This window comes from Alloyangia pacifica, from assembly GCF_020524285.1.
GTDB lineage: Bacteria > Pseudomonadota > Alphaproteobacteria > Rhodobacterales > Rhodobacteraceae > Salipiger > Salipiger pacificus_B.
This window is the reverse complement of the sequence record NZ_JAIVKX010000007.1, coordinates 262,409-280,131: the sequence shown is the minus strand read 5'-3', so window position 1 is coordinate 280,131 and position 17,723 is coordinate 262,409. Positions and strand designations below refer to the sequence as shown.

Genomic DNA, 17,723 nt, shown 5'->3' with positions numbered 1-17,723 from the left:
GGTTCGCGCCCAGAAAACGCCGTCCCCGCGGGGACGGTCAAACGGTGTTTCGTGCGGCCCTCGATCACCGGGGCTGATGGCAGCTCCGCAAAGGCACGGCGGTTTGACTTGACTGGCGCGCGTTTTGCGGGCTCGGTGCGCGCCGTCCATTAACGGTTTCTCAACGGCTCCCCGGGGCCGCACCGGAGTCGCAAGATGACCTTCCACGATGCCGCCGCCGAACTGCGCGCCAATGTCGCCGTGCCCTTCGAGAGGGCGCAGGCCATGCCGGTCTCGGTCTACACCTCCGAGGACTTCCTCGCGCTCGAGCAGGCGCATGTCTTCGCCAAGAGCTGGCTCTGCGCCGGGCGTGTCGACGCGCTGAAGGCGCCGGGGGACTACCTGACGATGGAGATCGCGGGCGAGCCGATCCTCGTGCTGCGCGACCGGGACGGGATTCTGCGGGCGCTGTCCAACGTCTGCCGCCACCGCATGTCAGTGCTGCTGGAGGGGCGCGGCAGCGTCCGCACGATCACCTGCCCCTACCACGCCTGGAGCTACAACCTCGACGGGTCGCTGCGCGGAGCGCCGGCGATGGAGCTGAACGGCAGCTTCTGCAAGGAACAGACCCGGCTTCCGGCGGTGCGCTGCGTCGACTGGAAGGGCTGGATCATGGTCACACTCGATCCCGACCTGCCCGAGCCCGGCGAGACGCTGCGCGAGGTCGATGACCTTGTCGGCTACCTCGCGATGGAAGACTACGTCGAGACCTTCCGCGAGGAGCACCGGTGGAACACCAACTGGAAGATTCTCGCCGAGAATTTCATGGAAAGCTACCACCTGCCGATGTGCCACGGCGGCACCATCGGCGGCGCGGTGGACCTGAAGAAGATGACCTGTCCCGAGGGATTCGAGGGCTTCAACTACCACCACATCCTGAAGGACGACTCCATCGCCCTGTCGATCGCCCATCCCGGCAACACCGCTTTGCAGGGCGAGGAGCGCTACCGGACCTGGCTGCTGGCGGTCTACCCCTCGCTGCTGATCACCCTGACGCCGGGCTATTTCTGGTACCTGTGCCTCACCCCGGACGGGCCGGGACAGGTGAAGATCCTCTTTGGCGGCGGGCTGCACCCGGATTTCATCGCCGACCCCGAGGCCACCGCGCATTTCGAGGCGCTGAAGGCCCTGCTCGACGCGGTGAACGACGAGGACCGGGGGTGTACCGAACGGGTCTGGAAGGGTATGCAGTCGCGCTTTGCCGCCCCCGGCGCGCTGTCGCACCTGGAGCGGCCGAACTACGAGTTCGCGCGCTGGATCGCCGGGAAGATCCCCGACGCGCCTTGAGGCGGAGCGGGCAGGACCGGGGGTTTCACACCCCCGGACCCCCGTGGGATATTTCCGTCTAGACGAAGCGCGGAGCTTACGACTTGTTGGTGACGTTTTCCGCGAAGGCCTTCTCGAAGGCGGCCTTCTGCTCGGGCGTCGCCGCGTCCTGCTGCGCGCGCCACCCGTCATAGGGCATGCCGTAGAAGATCTTGCGGGCCTCGGCCTTGCTCATCTCGATGCCGCGCTCGGTGGCGGCTTCCTCGTACCAGCGCGACAGGCAGTTGCGGCAGAAGCCGGCGAGGTTCATCAGGTCGATGTTCTGAACGTCGGGACGGTCTTCCATCAGGTGCTGGCGCAGGCGGCGGAAGGCGGCGGCCTCGAGCTCGGTGCGGGTCTTGTCGTCCATGGTCTGTCTCCTTTCAGTCGGGCGCGCGGGCAAGCGCGGTCTTCAGCAGCGGGGCGAGCCGGGCGCCCCAGTCGGCCTGCGCCTGCGGCTCGGCGATGAGGTCGTTGCGCAGCTCGACCAGCGTGTTGTGACGGCCGTGGGCGAGCGCGTGCTGGTGCACCGAATCCCCCGGCAGATGGCCCGGATAGGGCTGGTTGCGTCCCACCACCAGATCGGGCTGCTGCGCCAGCAATTCAAGCAGCGCGTCCGACAGGCGCGCGTCCCAGGCGTGCAGGATGCCGAGATGCCAGGGCCGCGGCAGGCGGCCGCGCAGCCGCGGCGTGAAGGAATGCACCGAGACCAGCGCCGCCTCGGGGCGGGTCTCGAGCAGCCCGGCCACGGCGTCGTGGTAGGGCCGCCAGTAGGCCTCGATCCGGCGGGCCCGCTCCTCGGGCCCGGCGTGGCGGTTGCCGGGGATCACCGAGCCGTCATAGAGCCGCATCAGCAGCGTGGGATCGTCCTCGCCGCGGTTCGGGTCGATGACGAGGCGCGAGAAGTCCGACCAGACCAGCGGGCTGTCCAGGGCAAGGGCGAGGGCGCGCGCGGTGCCGAGCGCGCCTATATCGTAGGCAATGTGGCGGGCCATGTCGGCCGCCGGCAGGCCGAGGGTTCCCCCGAGCTCGTCCGGCACGCTATTGGTCGCATGATCGCAGGTGACGACGAACCTGCCTTTCCGATCGGCGCCTTCGATATGATAGGAGGTATGGGTCATGATCCCTTCGCAATTTGCCGTCATCTATGGCGAGCCATGTCTAGATCAGTTGCGTCGCGAAGGGAATTCGACAATAAACATCGCAGCTGTTAGCGATAACTACACGGTGTGCTGGTGGATAGTTTAACTTTGAACCACTACGCTGGGTGAGAATACGCAGCTCCACAGCAAGGCGGCCCGGCGTGGCCGCCGCAGGAGGTCGAGGAGTTCCAGATGAGACGTTTGCGCAAAGTGAAGATCGTGGCCACGCTTGGCCCGGCGAGCAACACCTACGAGATGATCCGCACGCTGCACGAGGCCGGGGCGGACGTGTTCCGCCTGAACATGAGCCACGGCAGCCACGAGGACATCACCAAGCTGCACCGCGCGATCCGGCAGGTGGAGAAGGACCTCGACAGTCCGATCGCCATCCTCGCCGACCTGCAGGGGCCGAAGCTGCGCGTCGGCGAGTTCGCCAACGGCTCGGAGGAGCTGGAATGGGGCGAGCCCTTCCGCTTCGATCTCGACGAGACGCCGGGCACCGACAAGCGCGTCTGCCTGCCCCACCCCGAGATCTTCCAGGCGCTCGGCGTCGGCGCGCACCTGCTGGTGAACGACGGCAAGATCCGCATGCGGGTCGAGGAATGCGGCGAGGATTTCGCCAATTGCATCGTCGAGGCCGGCGGGACGATCTCCAACCGCAAGGGCGTCAACGTGCCCGACGTGGTGCTGCCGCTGGCAGCGCTCTCGGAGAAGGACCGGGCCGACCTTGAGTTCGCCGCGGCGCTCGGCGTCGACTGGCTGGCGCTGAGCTTCGTGCAGCGCCCCGAGGACGTGGAGGAGGCGCGCAAGCTCTGCGACGGCCGCGCCGCGATCCTGTCGAAGATCGAGAAGCCCTCGGCGGTGAAGGCCTTTGACGAAATCCTCGCGGTCTCGGACGGCATCATGGTGGCGCGCGGCGATCTGGGCGTGGAACTGCCGGTGCAGGCGGTGCCGCCGATCCAGAAGCGGCTGATCCGCAAGTGCCGCGCTGCCGGCAAGCCGGTGATCGTGGCGACGCAGATGCTCGAATCGATGATCGAGAGCCCGATGCCCACCCGCGCCGAGGTCTCGGACGTGGCCACGGCGATCTACGAGGGCGCCGACGCGGTGATGCTCTCGGCCGAGTCGGCCGCCGGGCAGTACCCGGTGGAGGCGGTGACCACGATGAACAACGTGGCGATCAGCGTCGAGAAGGACCCGACCTACACCGAGGTGATCGAGGCCTCGCGCAATGTCGCGCGCAACACCGTCGCCGACGGCATCGTCGCCGCGGCGCGCGAGATCGCCGAGACCGCCAACGTCAAGGCGATCTGCTGCTTCACCTCCTCGGGCACCACCGCGGCGCTGGTCGCGCGCGAGCGCCCACGGGTGCCGATCATCGCGATGACCTCGCTGCGCGGCACGGCGCGGCGGCTTTCGCTGACATGGGGCACCAACTGCGTGATGACCGGCGAGCTCGAGCGCTTCAAGCAGGCGGTGGTCAATGCTGCCCGCGCGGCACGGGCGCAGGGCTATGCCGGCACCGACGACCAGATCGTGGTGACCGCGGGCGTGCCCTTCAACATGTCGGGCACCACCAACATCCTGCGCGTCGCCCCCTGCGACGAACGGCTGATCTACTCGACCGACCCCGAGTAAGCCCCCTGCCGCGCCCGCCCTCCACGGGGCCGGGCGCGGCTTAACTCCGGATTAGCCTGCGCAGCCTAGGCTGCGGGGACGTGATCCGGAGAGCCCATGCACCCCGCCATTTCCGAAAGCTGGACGGACGAGCAGAAACGCCAGGGCGCGGCGCTGCACGCCGTGATCGCGCCGGGCTTCGAGCCGATGATCCGCGGCGTCTATGCCGCCGCCCTGACCATCGCCCCCGGCGACGTGCCTGCCGATGTCGTCGAGGTCGAGCGGCAGAAGTTCGGCTACATCCTGCGCGGCGATTTCTCCCCCGCGTATGAGGCCGTGCAGGCCGGCATCGCGCGCAATCTCATCGACGCCGGGCTCGACTACCCGGCCTATATGATCGGCTATGCCCACTACCAGGCCGGCATCCTCGGGCTGGTTCTGGAGCGGGCGGCGGCGCTGCCCCTCGACCTGCCCGCCGCCACGGCGCTGGTACAGCTCGCCACCATGGGCGACGCCGCGGTCACCCTGGACCATTTCTTCGCCGCGCAGGAAGCGCGCGCCACGCGGGAGCGCGAGGCCCTTCTCGACAGGCTGTTCAGCGGCATCGGTACCGATACCGGCGCGCTGGCCGTCATGGCCGCGGAGCTGCGGCAAACCTTCGACAGCCTGTCGGAGCGAACGATGAACCAGGCCGCCTCGCTCGAGGAGAACACCGCCTCACTGACCGAGTTGACGGAGACCGTGGCCGACACCGCGCAGAACGCCCGCTCCTCGGCGCGCTCCGCCGAACAGGCGGACGCGCGCGCCCGCGCCGCGCAGGACGAGGTGCGACGCACCCGCGATGCGGTGACCGAGGTCGACCAGAGCACCGGCAACATCCGCAACTTCATCAATGTCATCGACAAGATCGCGCTGCAGACCAAGCTGCTGGCGCTCAACGCCTCGGTCGAGGCGGCGCGCGCCGGGGAGTATGGCCGGGGATTCGGCGTGGTGGCCACCGAGGTCCGCGCCCTGGCCGAACAGACCACCGAGGCCGCCGCCGAGGTCGCCGAGACGATCAATGAGATCGTCGCCCGGATCCAGACCATCGCCCAGCGCTCGGACCGGATGGAGGCCAGCCTCGTGGACCTGGTCTCGGTGATGGAGGCGGTGGTCTCGGGTTTCGCGCGGATCGAACAGGCCACCGGCGAACAGAGCGAGTCGGTCTCGCAGGTGGGATCGGTGCAGCAGCAGCTGGATTCGATCACCCAGGAAAACGCCGCCGCGGTGAACCGCGCCGCCGACCACGTGCGCGCCCTCCAGGCCCGGCTGGACGCGATCAACAGCAAGATCGCCGAGTTCCGGCGCGAAGCCGGCGCGGGCCACAGCAGCGCAGTGCATCAGGAACCGCCCGGGTCCGACACCGGCGGCACAGGGGCGAACGGGCAGGCCGCCGCCTGAGCCCTGCCCCGCGCCTCGCCATGATTCACGCTTGCAATAAACCCCTTCGCCGCCTATAGGGGCGCCTCTAACCGCGCGGCCGGCCCATTGCGGCATGCCGAGTCGCGCCTGTACGCACTTCGTTAAGGAGACGAAAATGCCCAAGATGAAGACGAAGTCGAGCGCCAAGAAGCGCTTCAAGGTCACCGCGACCGGCAAAATCGTCGCTGGTCAGGCCGGCAAGCGCCACGGCATGATCAAGCGCACCACGAAATTCATCCGCGACGCGCGCGGCACGACCACGCTGTCGGCTCCCGACGCGAAAATCGTCAAGGGCTACATGCCCTACGACCGCTGATTAAGGAGAGCTGAACAATGGCACGAGTCAAAGGTGGTGTCGTCACCCACGCCCGTCACAAGAAGGTCATCAAGGCAGCCAAAGGTTACTACGGCCGCCGCAAGAACACCTTCAAGGTTGCAGCCCAGGCCGTCGACAAGGCCAACCAGTACGCGACCCGCGACCGCAAGAACCGCAAGCGCAACTTCCGCGCCCTGTGGATCCAGCGGATCAACGCGGCCGTGCGCGCACACGACGAGGCTCTGACCTACTCGAAGTTCATCAACGGCCTGAACCTGGCCGGCATTGAAGTCGACCGTAAAGTGCTGGCGGACCTCGCCGTGCACGAGCCGGAAGCCTTCAACGCCATCGTCGACCAGGCGAAGGGCGCGCTGGCCGCCTGATCTGGCGCCAACGGCTGACTTTTCGGAAACGCCGCTCCTTTGGGGGCGGCGTTTTTCGTTTGCGACCGCCACATGGGGGCGCTGCCCCCGCCGCGCAATGCGCGGCTCCCCCGGGATATTTTCACCTAGAAGAACGAGGGAGCCGGCACAGGCTTGCGCGCGCGACCGGCAGCCGGTAGTGGACGGACCCGAAGAGATGCTCGGAAGAGGCCCGGAATGGACGACCTGCGCGACAAGTATATCGACCTGATTGGCAAGGCGGCGGATGAAGCCGCGCTTGAGGATCTGCGGGTGCAGGCCGTGGGCAAGAAGGGCGAGATCAGCCTGCAGATGCGCAGCCTCGGCAAGATGAGCCCCGAGGAGCGCCAGGTCATGGGGCCGAAGCTCAACGCGCTGAAGGACGAGATCAACTCCGCCCTCGGCGCCAAGAAGGCGGCGCTGGCCGATGCGGCGCTGAACGAGCGCCTCGCGGCGGAATGGCTCGACGTGACGCTGCCCGCGCGCGGCACGCGCCGCGGCAGCATCCACCCGGTCAGCCAGGTCTGGGAGGAATGCACCGCGATCTTCGCCGACATGGGCTTCGCCGTCGCCGAGGGTCCGCAGGTCGAGACCGACTGGTACAACTTCGACGCGCTGAACATTCCCGGCCACCACCCGGCGCGCGCCGAGATGGACACCTTCTACATGCACCGCGCGACGGGCGACGAGCGCCCGCCGCACGTGCTGCGCACCCATACCTCGCCGGTGCAGATCCGCTCGATGGAAGCCGGGGGCGCGCCCACCCGGATCATCTGCCCGGGCCGTGTCTACCGCGCCGATTACGACCAGACCCACACGCCGATGTTCCATCAGGTCGAGGGCCTTGCCATCGACAAGGACATCTCCATGGCGAACCTCAAGTGGGTGCTGGAAGAGTTCTTCTCGGCCTACTTCGGCCGTTCGGTGAAGACCCGATTCCGCGCCTCGCACTTCCCGTTCACCGAGCCCTCGGCCGAGGTGGACATCCAGTGCCAGTGGAAGGACGGCTCGGTCACCGTCGGCGAGGGCGACGACTGGCTGGAAGTGCTCGGCTCGGGCATGGTGCACCCCAAGGTGCTGCAGGCCGGCGGCATCGACCCGAGCGAATGGCAGGGCTTCGCCTTCGGCATGGGCATCGACCGGATCGCCATGCTGAAATACGGCATCCCCGACCTGCGCGCCTTCTTCGATTCGGACCTGCGTTGGCTGCGCCACTACGGCTTTGCCTCGCTGGACGTGCCGACGCTGCATGGGGGCCTGTCGCGCTAAGCGCGGACCTGTTGCGCCGAGGCGCAGCGCGGCGAGAGTTTCAGGGCCCGGTGCATCTGCGCCGGGCCTTTCCCTTTTCGGCGCGCGCGCCATCTTCTGCGGCATGAAGCTCTTCGATCACCGCAACCGCGAGCGCAACGCGGACACACGCCGCGTCTACGCGCTCTTCGAGATCGCCCATACGGCGGTGGATTTCGGCGCCGCGCTCTGTTTCACCCTCGGCTCGGTGCTGTTCTTCTGGAAGCAGTACGAGACCGCCGCGATCTGGCTTTTCACCGTCGGTTCGGTGCTGTTCATGGTGAAGCCGTCGCTGCGGCTGGCGCGCGAGATCAAGCTCTGGCGGATGGGGCAGCTCGACCGGCTGGCCGAGCGCGAGCAGGACGGCTAGCGCCGCGAGGCGAGCCAGGCGAGGCGTACGAAGTTGCGCTCGACCAGCGCCATGGCCGGGGCGCGGGCGCCGGCGGAGCGAATCGAGAGGTCGGTCTCCATCAGCATCCCCAGCGCATCCTCGAGGCGATCGGCATTCCAGCCCGAGGCCTGCCGCAGCATGCGGTCGCGGCGCGGGCCGAAGAGCGGCGGGCGCAGACGCTGCACCCCGGCCTGCGGGCCGCCCTGGGCCGAGGCCAGCGCGTAGAGCACGCGGAAGTGGCGCATCGCCATGATCAGCAGTGTCACCGGCGCGACCCCCTGCCCTTCCAGCCGCTGCATCAGCGGGCCGATCTCGGGCGAACGGCCCTCGGCCACCACGTTGAGGATGTCGTCGAGCTCGGCCTCGATCGAGGCGGGGGCGCAGGCGGCCACCTCCTCGGGGGCGAGCGGTGCCGGGTCGTCGAGCTTGTAGAGCGCCAGCTTCTCCAGCACCTGCCGGAAGTCGCCGGGCTCCAGCGCGCGGGCAAGGTGCTCGAGCGCGTCGAAGGCGGCGCGGTCGACCTGGGTCAGCCCGGCCTTGTTCAGAGCGGCCTCTATCTCGTCGCGGCCCGGCGGGTCGGAGTAGATGCCGATGGCCAGCGCCTCGGGGGCGGCCTCGAAGAGCTTGCGCAGGGCGGATTTGGCGGTGAGCTGCCCGGCGGTGACGATGATCTGCGCATCGCCGGGGCGCCAGTCGGTGAGCGCCGCGCCCATGGTCTTGGCGAGCCCGTCGGTGACCTCTTCGACGAAGACCGCGCGCGGGCCGGGAAAGAAGCCCTGCGCCTTCACCGCGTCGAGCAGCATCGCCGGGTCCTTGCGCAGGTCGGCGCCGGACATGCGGGTCAGGCGCATCTCCGCCTCGGCCTCGGGGCCGACGAGGGCGGTGAGGATCTCCTGCCGCCGATGCGCCACGCGCATCGCGTCCTCGCCGTAGAGCAGGACGCCCGAGCGCGTGGGATCCGGCTTGCGGAAGAAAGCCTGTGCGTCGCGGCCGCCGAGTTTCACGAGACCCCCGTCACTGCGGCAGATCCGCCGCGGCGAGCAGCAGCCGGTCGATGACCCGGTCGGCGAGCATGATCATCAGCCGCTCCTCGGCATCGCGCTCGGCGGCCTGCGTCGCGGCGGTGGACCCGGTGGTGGAATAGCCGGTGAAGGAGGAGGTGTCGCCGGAGGTCAGCGCCTCGTTCGTCACCGCATCGCGCAGCGTGAAGCTGGCAGTACCGATCACCCGGATGCGGGTGGTATTGCCGTCGGCGAGCGAGCCGTGGCCCGAGGTCTCGGTCTTCAGCGAGGTGTCGAGGCGGTAGGGCGCGCCGGGTGCGGCGCGGCCGAGGCGTTCCTCGATCCGGCGAGTGTAGAGATAGGCGTCGGGCGAGCCGGGATCAACAAAGGCGATCTGCCCGAGCAGCTTCTGCCCGCCCCCCTGCGGCCCGTAGGCCGGGGTGAAGCCGCAGCCCGCGAGCGCCAGGGCGCCGCAGGCTGCAAGCAGGGTTCTTCGATCAGGCGACCACATTGACGATCCGGCCAGGCACAACGATGAGCTTCTTCGGGGCGGCCCCTTCGAGGGTCCGCACCACAGCTTCGTGCGCGAGGACGAGTTTTTCAATCTCTTCCTTGGCCATGTCCTTGGGAACGGTGAGTTCTCCGCGGCGCTTGCCGTTGACCTGAATCGGCAGGGTGACGCTGTCCTCGACCAGCATCGCCTCGTCGGCCTTGGGCCAGGGTGCGTTGGCGATCAGCCCCTCGCCGGCGAGCAGCTGCCAGATTTCCTCGGACAGGTGCGGGGTCATCGGCGACATGAGCTGCGCGAGGACCTTGGCGGCTTCCTTCTTGGCAGCGGCGCCCGCCTGCGATTTGCCGAGCACGGCGGTGAAGCCGTAGAGCTTGGCGATGGCCGCGTTGAAGCCGAAGCTCTCGACGCCCATGGTGACATCGTGGATCGCCTTGTGCATCTCGCGCAGCAGCGCCTTGTCGTCGGCGCTTTCGGGCGCGTCCGACTCGGCGATCTCGGCGGCGATGCGGTAGACGCGGGCGAGGTGCTTCGAGGCCGCCTCGGCGCCCGAGGCAGTCCATTCCACATCGCGCTCAGGCGGGCTGTCGGACAGCACGAACCAGCGCGCGGTGTCCGCGCCGTACTGGCCGATGATCGCCACCGGGTCGACCACGTTGTTCTTCGACTTCGACATCTTGGCCGAGGGGATGATCTCGACCTCGGTGCCATCCTCGAGGAAGCCCTTGCCGTCGCGCAGCTCGACAGCCTCGGGGTAGTGGTAGACCGGGCGACCGTCGGCATTGCGCGTCTGGTAGATCGCGTGGGTCACCATGCCCTGGGTGAAGAGTGCGTTGAACGGCTCCTTGCTCTTTTCGGGCAGGTGCCCGGTGAGCTGCATCGCGCGGGCGAAGAAGCGCGAGTACAGGAGGTGGAGAATCGCATGCTCGATGCCGCCGATGTACTGGTCGACGTTCATCCAGTACTCGGCCTCGGCCATGTCGATCGGCGTCTCGGCGCGCGGCGAGGTGAAGCGGGCGAAGTACCAGCTCGAGTCGACGAACGTGTCCATCGTGTCGGTCTCGCGCCGCGCCGGGGCGCCGCAGGACGGGCAGGCGCAGTCGCGCCATGAGGGGTGACGGTCGAGCGGGTTGCCGGGCACCGAGAAGTCGATCGCCTTGCCGTCCTCGTCATAGGGCAGGCTGATCGGCAGGTTTTCCTTCTTCTCGGGCACCACGCCGCAGGCCTCGCAGTGGACCACGGGAATCGGGCAGCCCCAGTAGCGCTGCCGCGACAGGCCCCAGTCGCGGAGGCGGTACTTGGTGACGCCCTCGCCGATGCCGTTCTTCTCGCAGAAGTCGACGGCGGCGTTGACGCCCTCTTCGCCGGTCTGCACTTCCGCGCCGGCGACGAGGCGGGTGTAGCGCACCTTCTCGGTCTTGGCGGGAACGAAGGGCTCTGCCTGGATGTCGATCTCACCCTCGAGCGGCACGAAGGTCTCGACGATCGGCAGGCCGTACTTACTGCAGAAGTCGTGGTCGCGCTGGTCGTGGCCGGGGCAGCCGAAGATCGCGCCGGTGCCGTAGTCCATGAGGATGAAGTTGGCGATGTAGACCGGCAGCTCCCAATTCGGGTCGAACGGGTGACGCACCTTGAGACCGGTGTCGAAGCCGCGCTTCTCGGCTTTTTCCAGCTCTTCTTCGGAGGTGCCCATGCGGCGGCACTCGGCGACGAAAGCGGCAAGCTCGCGGTTGTCCTGCTCCAGCTCTTTCGCGAGCGGGTGGTCGGGCGAGATACCGACGAAGGAGGCGCCGTGCAGCGTGTCGGGGCGGGTGGTGTAGCACTCGATCTTCTCGAAGCCCTCGGGGGCATCCAGCGTGTCGAAGGAGAACTGCAACCCGCGCGAGCGGCCGATCCAGTTCGCCTGCATCAGCTTCACCTTGGCGGGCCAGTCATCGAGCGTGTCGAGCGCGTCGAGCAACTCGCCCGAGAAGTCGGAGATCTTGAAGAACCACTGGGTGAGTTCCTTGCGCTCGACCAGCGCGCCCGAGCGCCAGCCACGACCGTTCTCGACCTGCTCGTTGGCGAGCACGGTCATGTCGACCGGATCCCAGTTCACCACGGCGTTCTTGCGGTAGACGAGGCCCTTGTCGAGCATGTCGAGGAACAGCGCCTGCTGCTGGCCGTAGTACTCCGGATCGCAGGTGGCGAACATGCGCGACCAGTCGAGCCCGAAGCCCAGCGGCTTCATCTGCTCGACCATCGTGTCGATGTTGGAATAGGTCCAGTCCTTGGGGTGACCGCCCGAGGCCATGGCGGCGTTCTCGGCTGGCATGCCGAAGGCGTCGAAGCCCATCGGGTGCAGCACGTTGAAGCCGTTCTGCTTCTTGTAGCGGGCGATCACGTCGCCCATCGTGTAGTTCCGCACGTGGCCGATGTGGATGCGGCCCGAGGGGTAGGGGAACATCTCGAGCACGTAGTATTTCGGCTTGTCGGCCGAGCGGGTGGCCTTGAAGGTCAGGGCGTCTTCCCAGGCGGCCTGCCATTTCGGCTCGATCGTGGCGGGGTCGTAGCGCGACATAATCTGTTGTCCCTCGGAGCGGATGGGGTCGGTGCGGATGGGTCTTGCCGGGTGATAGGGCAGGCCCCGCCGGACGTCCAGTGCCGGGACTGGCCGCACGGCCACGGCGGGCGACATTTCAGCAACCTCCGCCCGGCAAATATTGGGCGTGAACGGTTTCCTAATGGGCAGCCGCCCACTGTCGTGAAACACTCGGAGTGTTGTTAAGCCGCTTACAGACCCTATGAACATACTCTGCATCCACCAGAATTTCCCTGGCCAGTACAAGCATCTTGCCCCCGAGCTCGTGCGCCTCGGGCATGAGGTCACCGCGCTGACTCCCAAGGTCAAGGAGCCGACGACCTGGAACGGCGTCAGGATCCTGCCCTACCCGATCCGGGGTGGCAGCACGAAGGGCATTCACCCCTACCTGATGGATTTCGAGACCAAGATTTTACGCGGCGTGAGCTGCTGCAACGCGGCGCTTTCCCTGAAGAAGGACGGCTACACGCCCGACGTGATTCTGGCCCACCACGGCTGGGGCGAGAGCCTGTTTCTCAAGGACGTCTGGCCCGAGGCCCGGCTTGGACTCTATTGCGAGCTCTACCACCGGACCACGCCCGACTTCCTCAGCTTCGATCCCGAGTTCGCCCGGGGCACCACGCTCCGCGACGTGCAGCGGATCCGCATGAAGAACCTCAACAACCGCATGCACGAAGAGGTCATGGACGCCGGGATCAGCCCGACCCGCTTCCAGGCCGGCTCCTTTCCCGAGGCCTGGCAGGATCGGCTCACGGTGGCGCATGACGGCATCGACACCGGCCTCGTGGCTCCGAACCCGGACGCGCGGCTGGACCTGGGCGGCGGCAAGGTGCTCACCCGCGACGACGAGGTGATCACCTTCATCAACCGCAACCTCGAGCCCTACCGCGGCTATCACATCTTCATGCGCGCCCTGCCCGAGATCCTGCGCCGCCGCCCGAACGCCCAGATCACCCTGATCGGCGGCGACGAGGTGAGCTACGGCGCCAAGGCTCCGGACGGACAAAGCTGGAAGCAGATCTTCATCGACGAGGTGCGCGGGCAGATCTCCGACGCCGACTGGGCGCGGGTGCATTTCCTCGGGCGCGTGCCCTACGGGCGCTACCTTTCGATGATCCAGGTGAGCCGGGTGCACGTCTACCTCACCTATCCCTTCGTGCTGAGCTGGTCGCTGCTCGAGGCGATGAGCGCGGGCTGCGCCATCCTCGCCAGCGACACCGCGCCGGTGCGCGAGGCACTCTCCGAGGACGAGACCGGCTGGCTGGTGGATTTCTTCGATCGCGCGGCACTGGTCGACCGGCTTTGCGCCCTGCTCGACGATCCGCAGACCCGCGCAAGGCTCGGCGCCGCCGCCCGCGCCCACATCCGGAAAACCTACGACCTGCGCAGCCATTGCCTGCCCCTGCACGTCGACTGGGTGCAGCGGCTCGCCGCTCTGGCGCCGCGCCCGCCGCGCGATTGAGACGGCCAGACCCGCCCTACCCTGCCCGCAACACGCAAAAGGCCCGGACAGATGTCCGGGCCTTTTGCTGTTCCCCGCGGCCGGGCTGCCGCGGTCGCATCTTGATCAGATCTTGCTGTCGATCGCCCGCAGCTGCCGCGCCCGGGTCAGGATGGCATCCTCGACCGCATGTACCGCCGAGGCGCTGGCCGGACCCGAGCGGGTCGTCAGCGCGACGTTCAGCGAGCGCGCGTCCAGCGCCGGGTCGGACACGAGAATCGTGGCGCGATAGGCGGTGCCGCCGCCCGGAGGCGTGCCGTAGCCGGTGGTGATCACCCCGGTGAAGGGATCGACGCTTTCCACCGGCAGGAAGTCGAGCACCTGCAGCGAAGCGCTCCAGATGTACTTGTTCACCGCGCCGACCTGGCCCGCGTCGGGACGCGCCTTGAAAATGTCCCAGATCGTCGAGTCGGGGGCGCCGCGGCCCTTGTAGACGTCGGCTTCCATGATCTCGTCGGCAGACCGCGTCTGCACCGGCTGACGCGTGTCACCCTGGCTGCAGGCAGCCAGACCCAGCGCAACCACAACCAGGGCGCAGCCATTTGCAAACCGCTTATATTCCATGAAACCTAAGCTCCTGCCCGTCCGCTTCTTTGCCCCCTGCATACTCGGCGGCACCGCGTATCACAAGCCGTCAATCCAAGGCTTCCGGCCCGCGCCGGGCGCGGTCGGCACGCCGCCGCGGAGCCCTCTCCGGACGCGTTTCAGGACCGTGATATATTTGTGGCAATTGGGCATCACTGGTTCGCTTCGTGGACGCCTGCCCCAGCGACGGGTTGCCAGATCGACCGGGCCAAGCGCATAGAAGTGGCCATCAAGGCCGGGCTACCCGGATTGGTACGTGCCTTAGAACACATGAGGGAAACAATGAAAAAGATTCTGTTTGCTTCCACCGCGCTGGTTGCAACCGCAGGCGTCGCCGCGGCAGAAGTCACGCTGTCGGGCTACGCCGAAATGGGCGTCTACAACCCGGGCGAAAGCTTTGACGTCGGCAACGACGAAGTTCAGTTCTTCACCGACATCGACCTGACCTTCACCATGTCCGGCGAAGCCGACAACGGCCTGGTCTTCGGTGCGAACATCGACCTCGACGAATCCCAGAAGTCGTTCTCCGACCCCTGGACCCAGGGCGGCGAAGCTCTGTTCGTGTCCTACGGCGGCGCGACCTTCACCATGGGTGACACCGACTCGTCCTACGACAAAGTGGTTCCCGAGATGAACCTCGGCGGCGCAGGCTCGATGGCCGACGACGAAACCATCCACGCAGGCTTCAACGCCGGCGGCGACTACGATGGCGGCACCCTGAACGGTGCAGACGGCCAGCAGGCTCGTTTCGACTACGCGTTCGAAGGCTTCACCTTCTCCGCGTCGGCCATGCAGATCGCAAACGGCTCCAAGCCGGAAGACGTGATCCGTACCCCGGCCACCGACACCGATCCCGCAGAGTACTATGCTGACACCGGCGAAACCGCATGGTCCGCAGGTGTGGCTTACTCGACCGAGATGTCGGGCCTCGACCTGAACGCCGGCCTCGGCTACATCACCCTCGACGAGTTCGCGGAAGTCTGGGGCCTCGGCGTGACCGTTGGCTTCGCAGGCGGCTTCGAAGTCGGCGCGACCTACAGCGACATCAACATCGAAGACAGCGTTGAAGCAGACTACGACCTGTCCGACGGCGAGCACTGGGGTGTGGGCTTCGGCTACTCCGTGAACGCTCTGTCGCTCGGCATCAACTACGGTGAGTACGACTTCGACGGCGAGACCCAGTCGGGCTACGGCCTGGCCGTGAACTACGACCTCGGCGGCGGTCTCGTTGCTCAGGCCGGCTACGGCTACAGCGAATTCGCTGACGGCTCGGACGACGACACCTACTCGCTCGGCCTGGCAATGTCCTTCTAATCTCACCTGAGATTAGTCAGATAAGGGAAGAGCGGGCTTCGGCCCGCTCTTTTCTTTTGCGCGCTCAACGGGCAGAACGGTCCCGCAAGATCACCGCCGGGCACCGGCCCGGACGAACGACGAGGGATCCCCATGCTGCCACTCTCGGCCGCGCGCAAGGCCAGCCTGCTCGAAAAGGTCCGCCCCGCCCTTGCCAAGGGCCGGCTCGGCGAGGCCCGCGCCGTGCTGGAGCAGGTGCTTCCCTCGGAGCCGACCCGCGGCGACCTCGCCTTCCAACTTGCGCAGATCTGCTACGAGCAGGGCGACCGCGAAGCCTGCCTGCGCTACCTCGACCGCGCCGTGGCACTCGCTCCCGGCCAGCCGCAGGTCACCGCCACCGCCATCGAACGCTACCGCGCACTGGACCGCCCCGAGGACGCGCTGGCCGCGCTCGACCGGCAGATCGCGGCGGAGCCGAAGGCGATCAAGCCGCGCGCCGACAAGGCCCATTACCTGCAGCTTCTGGGCCGCTTCGACGAGGCGGAAAAGCTGTTCCGCGCGCTGATCAAGCGCCACCCGGGCGAAACCGAGCTCTACCGCATCTTCCTCGCCACCAAGAAGCTGGCCGCCGGAGATCCTCTGCTGCGCGCCATGGAGACGCTCTGGGCCAAGCGCGACCTGTCGGACCGGCAGCGGATGCACCTGGGATTCGCGCTGGCCAAGGCGATGGAGGAGACCGGTCAGACCGCCAGGGTCTTCCCCTATCTCACCCGCGCCAACGCGCTGCAGCGCAAGGCCGCGCCCTTCGACAGCGCCGCGCAGGCGCGCGAGTTTGCCGCCGTGCGACGGGCGCAGGACGGCCTCGCCCCCGCGTCCGAAAGCGCCCCCGCCCTGCGCCCGATCTTCGTCACCGGCATGCCGCGCTCCGGCACCACGCTGGTCGAGCGCATTCTCGGCGCCCACCCCGAGGTTTCGGCGGGCGGCGAGCTGGGCCACGCGCTGAAGCTCGCCTACGGCTATTTCGGCGCGGGCGAGCTGATGCGCCCCATTGCGCAGGAACCGCCGGAGCGCATCGCCGCCTTTGCCGCGCACTACATGCGCCTTGCGGCGCGCGACACCGGGCGCAGCACCGGGGCGATCACCGACAAGTCGATCCTCTGCCACCTGATCTTCGGCCTGCTGGACCATGCGCTGCCCGGCGCGAAGATCATCGTGGTGCACCGCGATCCGCGCGACATCGCCCTGTCGATCTACAAGAACCACTTCGTGCTCGGCACCCACCGCTACGCCACCGACCTCGCGGAGATCGCCACCGCCATCAAGCGCTTCCGCGCCAACGTGGCGCATTGGAAAGAGGCCCTGCCCGGTCGCCTCCACGAGATCCGCTACGAGGATCTGGTCGCCGACCCCGAGCCCCAGGCCCGCGCGCTCATCGCCGCGGCGGGGCTGGCGTGGGATCCCGCCTGCCTCGACACGCAGGCGGCGCAGGGCGCGGTGAAGACGCTCAGCGTCAGCCAGGCGCGCCAGCCGATCTACCGCGGCTCGGCGCAGGCCTGGAAGAAATACGAAACCGAACTGGCGCCTTTCATCGAGGCCTGGGGAGAGGAACCATGGGACTGAACGACATCAAGGAGCGCATCGCCAAGGCCGAGAAGCAGGCGGGCCGCGCGCCCGGCTCGGCGCAGCTGATCGCGGTCAGCAAGGTGCAGCCGAACGAGCGCGTCGAGGCGGTGCTGGAGGAAGGCCACCGGCTCTTCGGCGAGAACAAGGTGCAGGAGGCCGCCGGCAAATGGCCGGCCTTCCAGGAGCGCTTCCCCGACGCGAAGGTGCATCTCATCGGCCCGCTGCAGAGCAACAAGGCCCGGCAGGCGATGCAGCTCTTCTCGGCCATCCATTCGGTCGACCGCCCCAAGCTCGCCACCACGCTCGCGCGGCTGGCGCAGGAACTGGGCGCCTGCCCCGATCTCTTCGTGCAGGTGAACACCGGCGAGGAAGAGCAGAAGGCCGGCATCCTGCCCGCCGAGGCCGACGCCTTCATCAAGGAGGTGCGCGATCTCGATCTGCCGCTCAAGGGCCTGATGTGCATCCCGCCGGTGGACGAGACCCCCAGCCTGCATTTCGCCCTGCTGGCGAAGATCGCCGAGCGCAACGGGCTGGACGGGCTGTCGATGGGCATGAGCTCCGACTTCGAGCAGGCCATCGCCTTCGGCGCCACGCATGTGCGGGTCGGCTCGGCGATCTTCGGCGAGCGCGACTACGGCTGAACCCGTGCCCGGCGCTGCGTGCGCAGCACCG

Annotated in this window: 17 protein-coding genes; 11 read left to right on the top strand and 6 right to left on the bottom strand. The window is 67.6% G+C overall.

The genetic code is table 11. The annotated features are described in order from the left end of the window. The first annotated feature begins 195 nt into the window (after positions 1 to 195). Entirely contained in the window at positions 196 to 1,326 is a 1,131-nt protein-coding gene (locus LC039_RS11440; RefSeq protein WP_226624258.1) for an SRPBCC family protein, read from the top strand. A gap of 76 nt (positions 1,327 to 1,402) precedes the next feature. On the opposite strand, the gene LC039_RS11435 is transcribed toward LC039_RS11440, so the two are convergent. Both LC039_RS11435 and LC039_RS11430 read right to left on the bottom strand, forming a co-directional pair. Continuing rightward, entirely contained in the window at positions 1,403 to 1,714 is a 312-nt protein-coding gene (locus tag LC039_RS11435) for a DUF1244 domain-containing protein (protein ID WP_226624257.1), read from the bottom strand. Positions 1,715 to 1,727: 13 nt separating this feature from the next. Further along, the gene (locus LC039_RS11430; RefSeq protein WP_226624250.1) at positions 1,728 to 2,465 is read right to left on the bottom strand and encodes an N-formylglutamate amidohydrolase; all 738 of its coding nucleotides are present in this window, start codon (positions 2,463 to 2,465) and stop codon (positions 1,728 to 1,730) included. Positions 2,466 to 2,678: 213 nt separating this feature from the next. On the opposite strand from LC039_RS11430, the gene pyk reads away from it, so the two are divergent. From pyk to LC039_RS11400, 6 genes are all read left to right on the top strand, one after another. After that, complete coding sequence (gene pyk, locus LC039_RS11425; RefSeq protein WP_226624248.1) at positions 2,679 to 4,124, top strand: pyruvate kinase; 1,446 nt, start codon at positions 2,679 to 2,681, stop codon at positions 4,122 to 4,124. 96 nt (positions 4,125 to 4,220) lie between these two features. Next, positions 4,221 to 5,543, top strand: a complete 1,323-nt coding sequence (locus tag LC039_RS11420) for a methyl-accepting chemotaxis protein (RefSeq protein WP_226624246.1) — start codon at positions 4,221 to 4,223, stop codon at positions 5,541 to 5,543. Positions 5,544 to 5,679: 136 nt separating this feature from the next. Continuing rightward, positions 5,680 to 5,880, top strand: coding sequence for a 50S ribosomal protein L35 (gene rpmI / locus LC039_RS11415; RefSeq protein WP_092426082.1), 201 nt, complete (start codon positions 5,680 to 5,682; stop codon positions 5,878 to 5,880). Positions 5,881 to 5,897: 17 nt separating this feature from the next. Next, positions 5,898 to 6,263, top strand: coding sequence for a 50S ribosomal protein L20 (gene rplT / locus LC039_RS11410; protein ID WP_066102884.1), 366 nt, complete (start codon positions 5,898 to 5,900; stop codon positions 6,261 to 6,263). 216 nt (positions 6,264 to 6,479) lie between these two features. Continuing rightward, positions 6,480 to 7,550, top strand: a complete 1,071-nt coding sequence (pheS, locus tag LC039_RS11405; RefSeq protein WP_226624244.1) for a phenylalanine--tRNA ligase subunit alpha — start codon at positions 6,480 to 6,482, stop codon at positions 7,548 to 7,550. 103 nt (positions 7,551 to 7,653) lie between these two features. Next, positions 7,654 to 7,938, top strand: a complete 285-nt coding sequence (locus tag LC039_RS11400) for a YrhK family protein (protein ID WP_226624243.1) — start codon at positions 7,654 to 7,656, stop codon at positions 7,936 to 7,938. Here the strand turns inward: LC039_RS11400 and holA are convergent. The 3 genes from holA to leuS are packed head-to-tail and all read right to left on the bottom strand — an operon-like array spanning position 7,935 to position 12,028. Then, the gene (gene holA, locus LC039_RS11395) at positions 7,935 to 8,963 is read right to left on the bottom strand and encodes a DNA polymerase III subunit delta (protein ID WP_226624238.1); all 1,029 of its coding nucleotides are present in this window, start codon (positions 8,961 to 8,963) and stop codon (positions 7,935 to 7,937) included. The two genes, LC039_RS11400 and holA, sit on opposite strands and share 4 nt — an antisense overlap. Before the next feature lie 10 nt (positions 8,964 to 8,973). Next, positions 8,974 to 9,471: an LPS assembly lipoprotein LptE gene (gene lptE, locus LC039_RS11390; RefSeq protein ID WP_226624237.1), complete on the bottom strand. Its 498-nt coding sequence runs from the start codon at positions 9,469 to 9,471 to the stop codon at positions 8,974 to 8,976. Then, a complete protein-coding gene (gene leuS / locus LC039_RS11385) occupies positions 9,458 to 12,028 on the bottom strand; it encodes a leucine--tRNA ligase (protein WP_226624236.1) in 2,571 nt (856 codons plus the stop codon). Before leuS ends, lptE begins: the two co-directional genes overlap by 14 nt. Positions 12,029 to 12,251: 223 nt before the next feature. Between leuS and LC039_RS11380 the strand changes: the two genes are divergently transcribed. Beyond that, complete coding sequence (locus tag LC039_RS11380) at positions 12,252 to 13,511, top strand: glycosyltransferase (RefSeq protein WP_226624235.1); 1,260 nt, start codon at positions 12,252 to 12,254, stop codon at positions 13,509 to 13,511. Between the two features lie 105 nt (positions 13,512 to 13,616). On the opposite strand, the gene LC039_RS11375 is transcribed toward LC039_RS11380, so the two are convergent. Then, positions 13,617 to 13,997 (bottom strand): DUF3576 domain-containing protein, encoded by a 381-nt coding sequence (locus tag LC039_RS11375; protein WP_413463834.1) that lies wholly within the window; start codon positions 13,995 to 13,997, stop codon positions 13,617 to 13,619. A gap of 420 nt (positions 13,998 to 14,417) precedes the next feature. Between LC039_RS11375 and LC039_RS11370 the strand changes: the two genes are divergently transcribed. The 3 genes from LC039_RS11370 to LC039_RS11360 all read left to right on the top strand — a co-directional run bounded on the left by LC039_RS11370 (position 14,418) and on the right by LC039_RS11360 (position 17,692). Next, entirely contained in the window at positions 14,418 to 15,449 is a 1,032-nt protein-coding gene (locus LC039_RS11370; protein ID WP_226624231.1) for a porin, read from the top strand. 132 nt (positions 15,450 to 15,581) lie between these two features. Beyond that, positions 15,582 to 17,048 carry a tetratricopeptide repeat-containing sulfotransferase family protein gene (locus tag LC039_RS11365; protein WP_226624230.1) on the top strand — a complete coding sequence of 489 codons (1,467 nt, stop codon included), beginning with the start codon at positions 15,582 to 15,584 and terminating at the stop codon, positions 17,046 to 17,048. Then, the gene (locus LC039_RS11360; RefSeq protein ID WP_226624229.1) at positions 17,039 to 17,692 is read left to right on the top strand and encodes a YggS family pyridoxal phosphate-dependent enzyme; all 654 of its coding nucleotides are present in this window, start codon (positions 17,039 to 17,041) and stop codon (positions 17,690 to 17,692) included. Before LC039_RS11365 ends, LC039_RS11360 begins: the two co-directional genes overlap by 10 nt. Positions 17,693 to 17,723 lie beyond the last annotated feature (31 nt).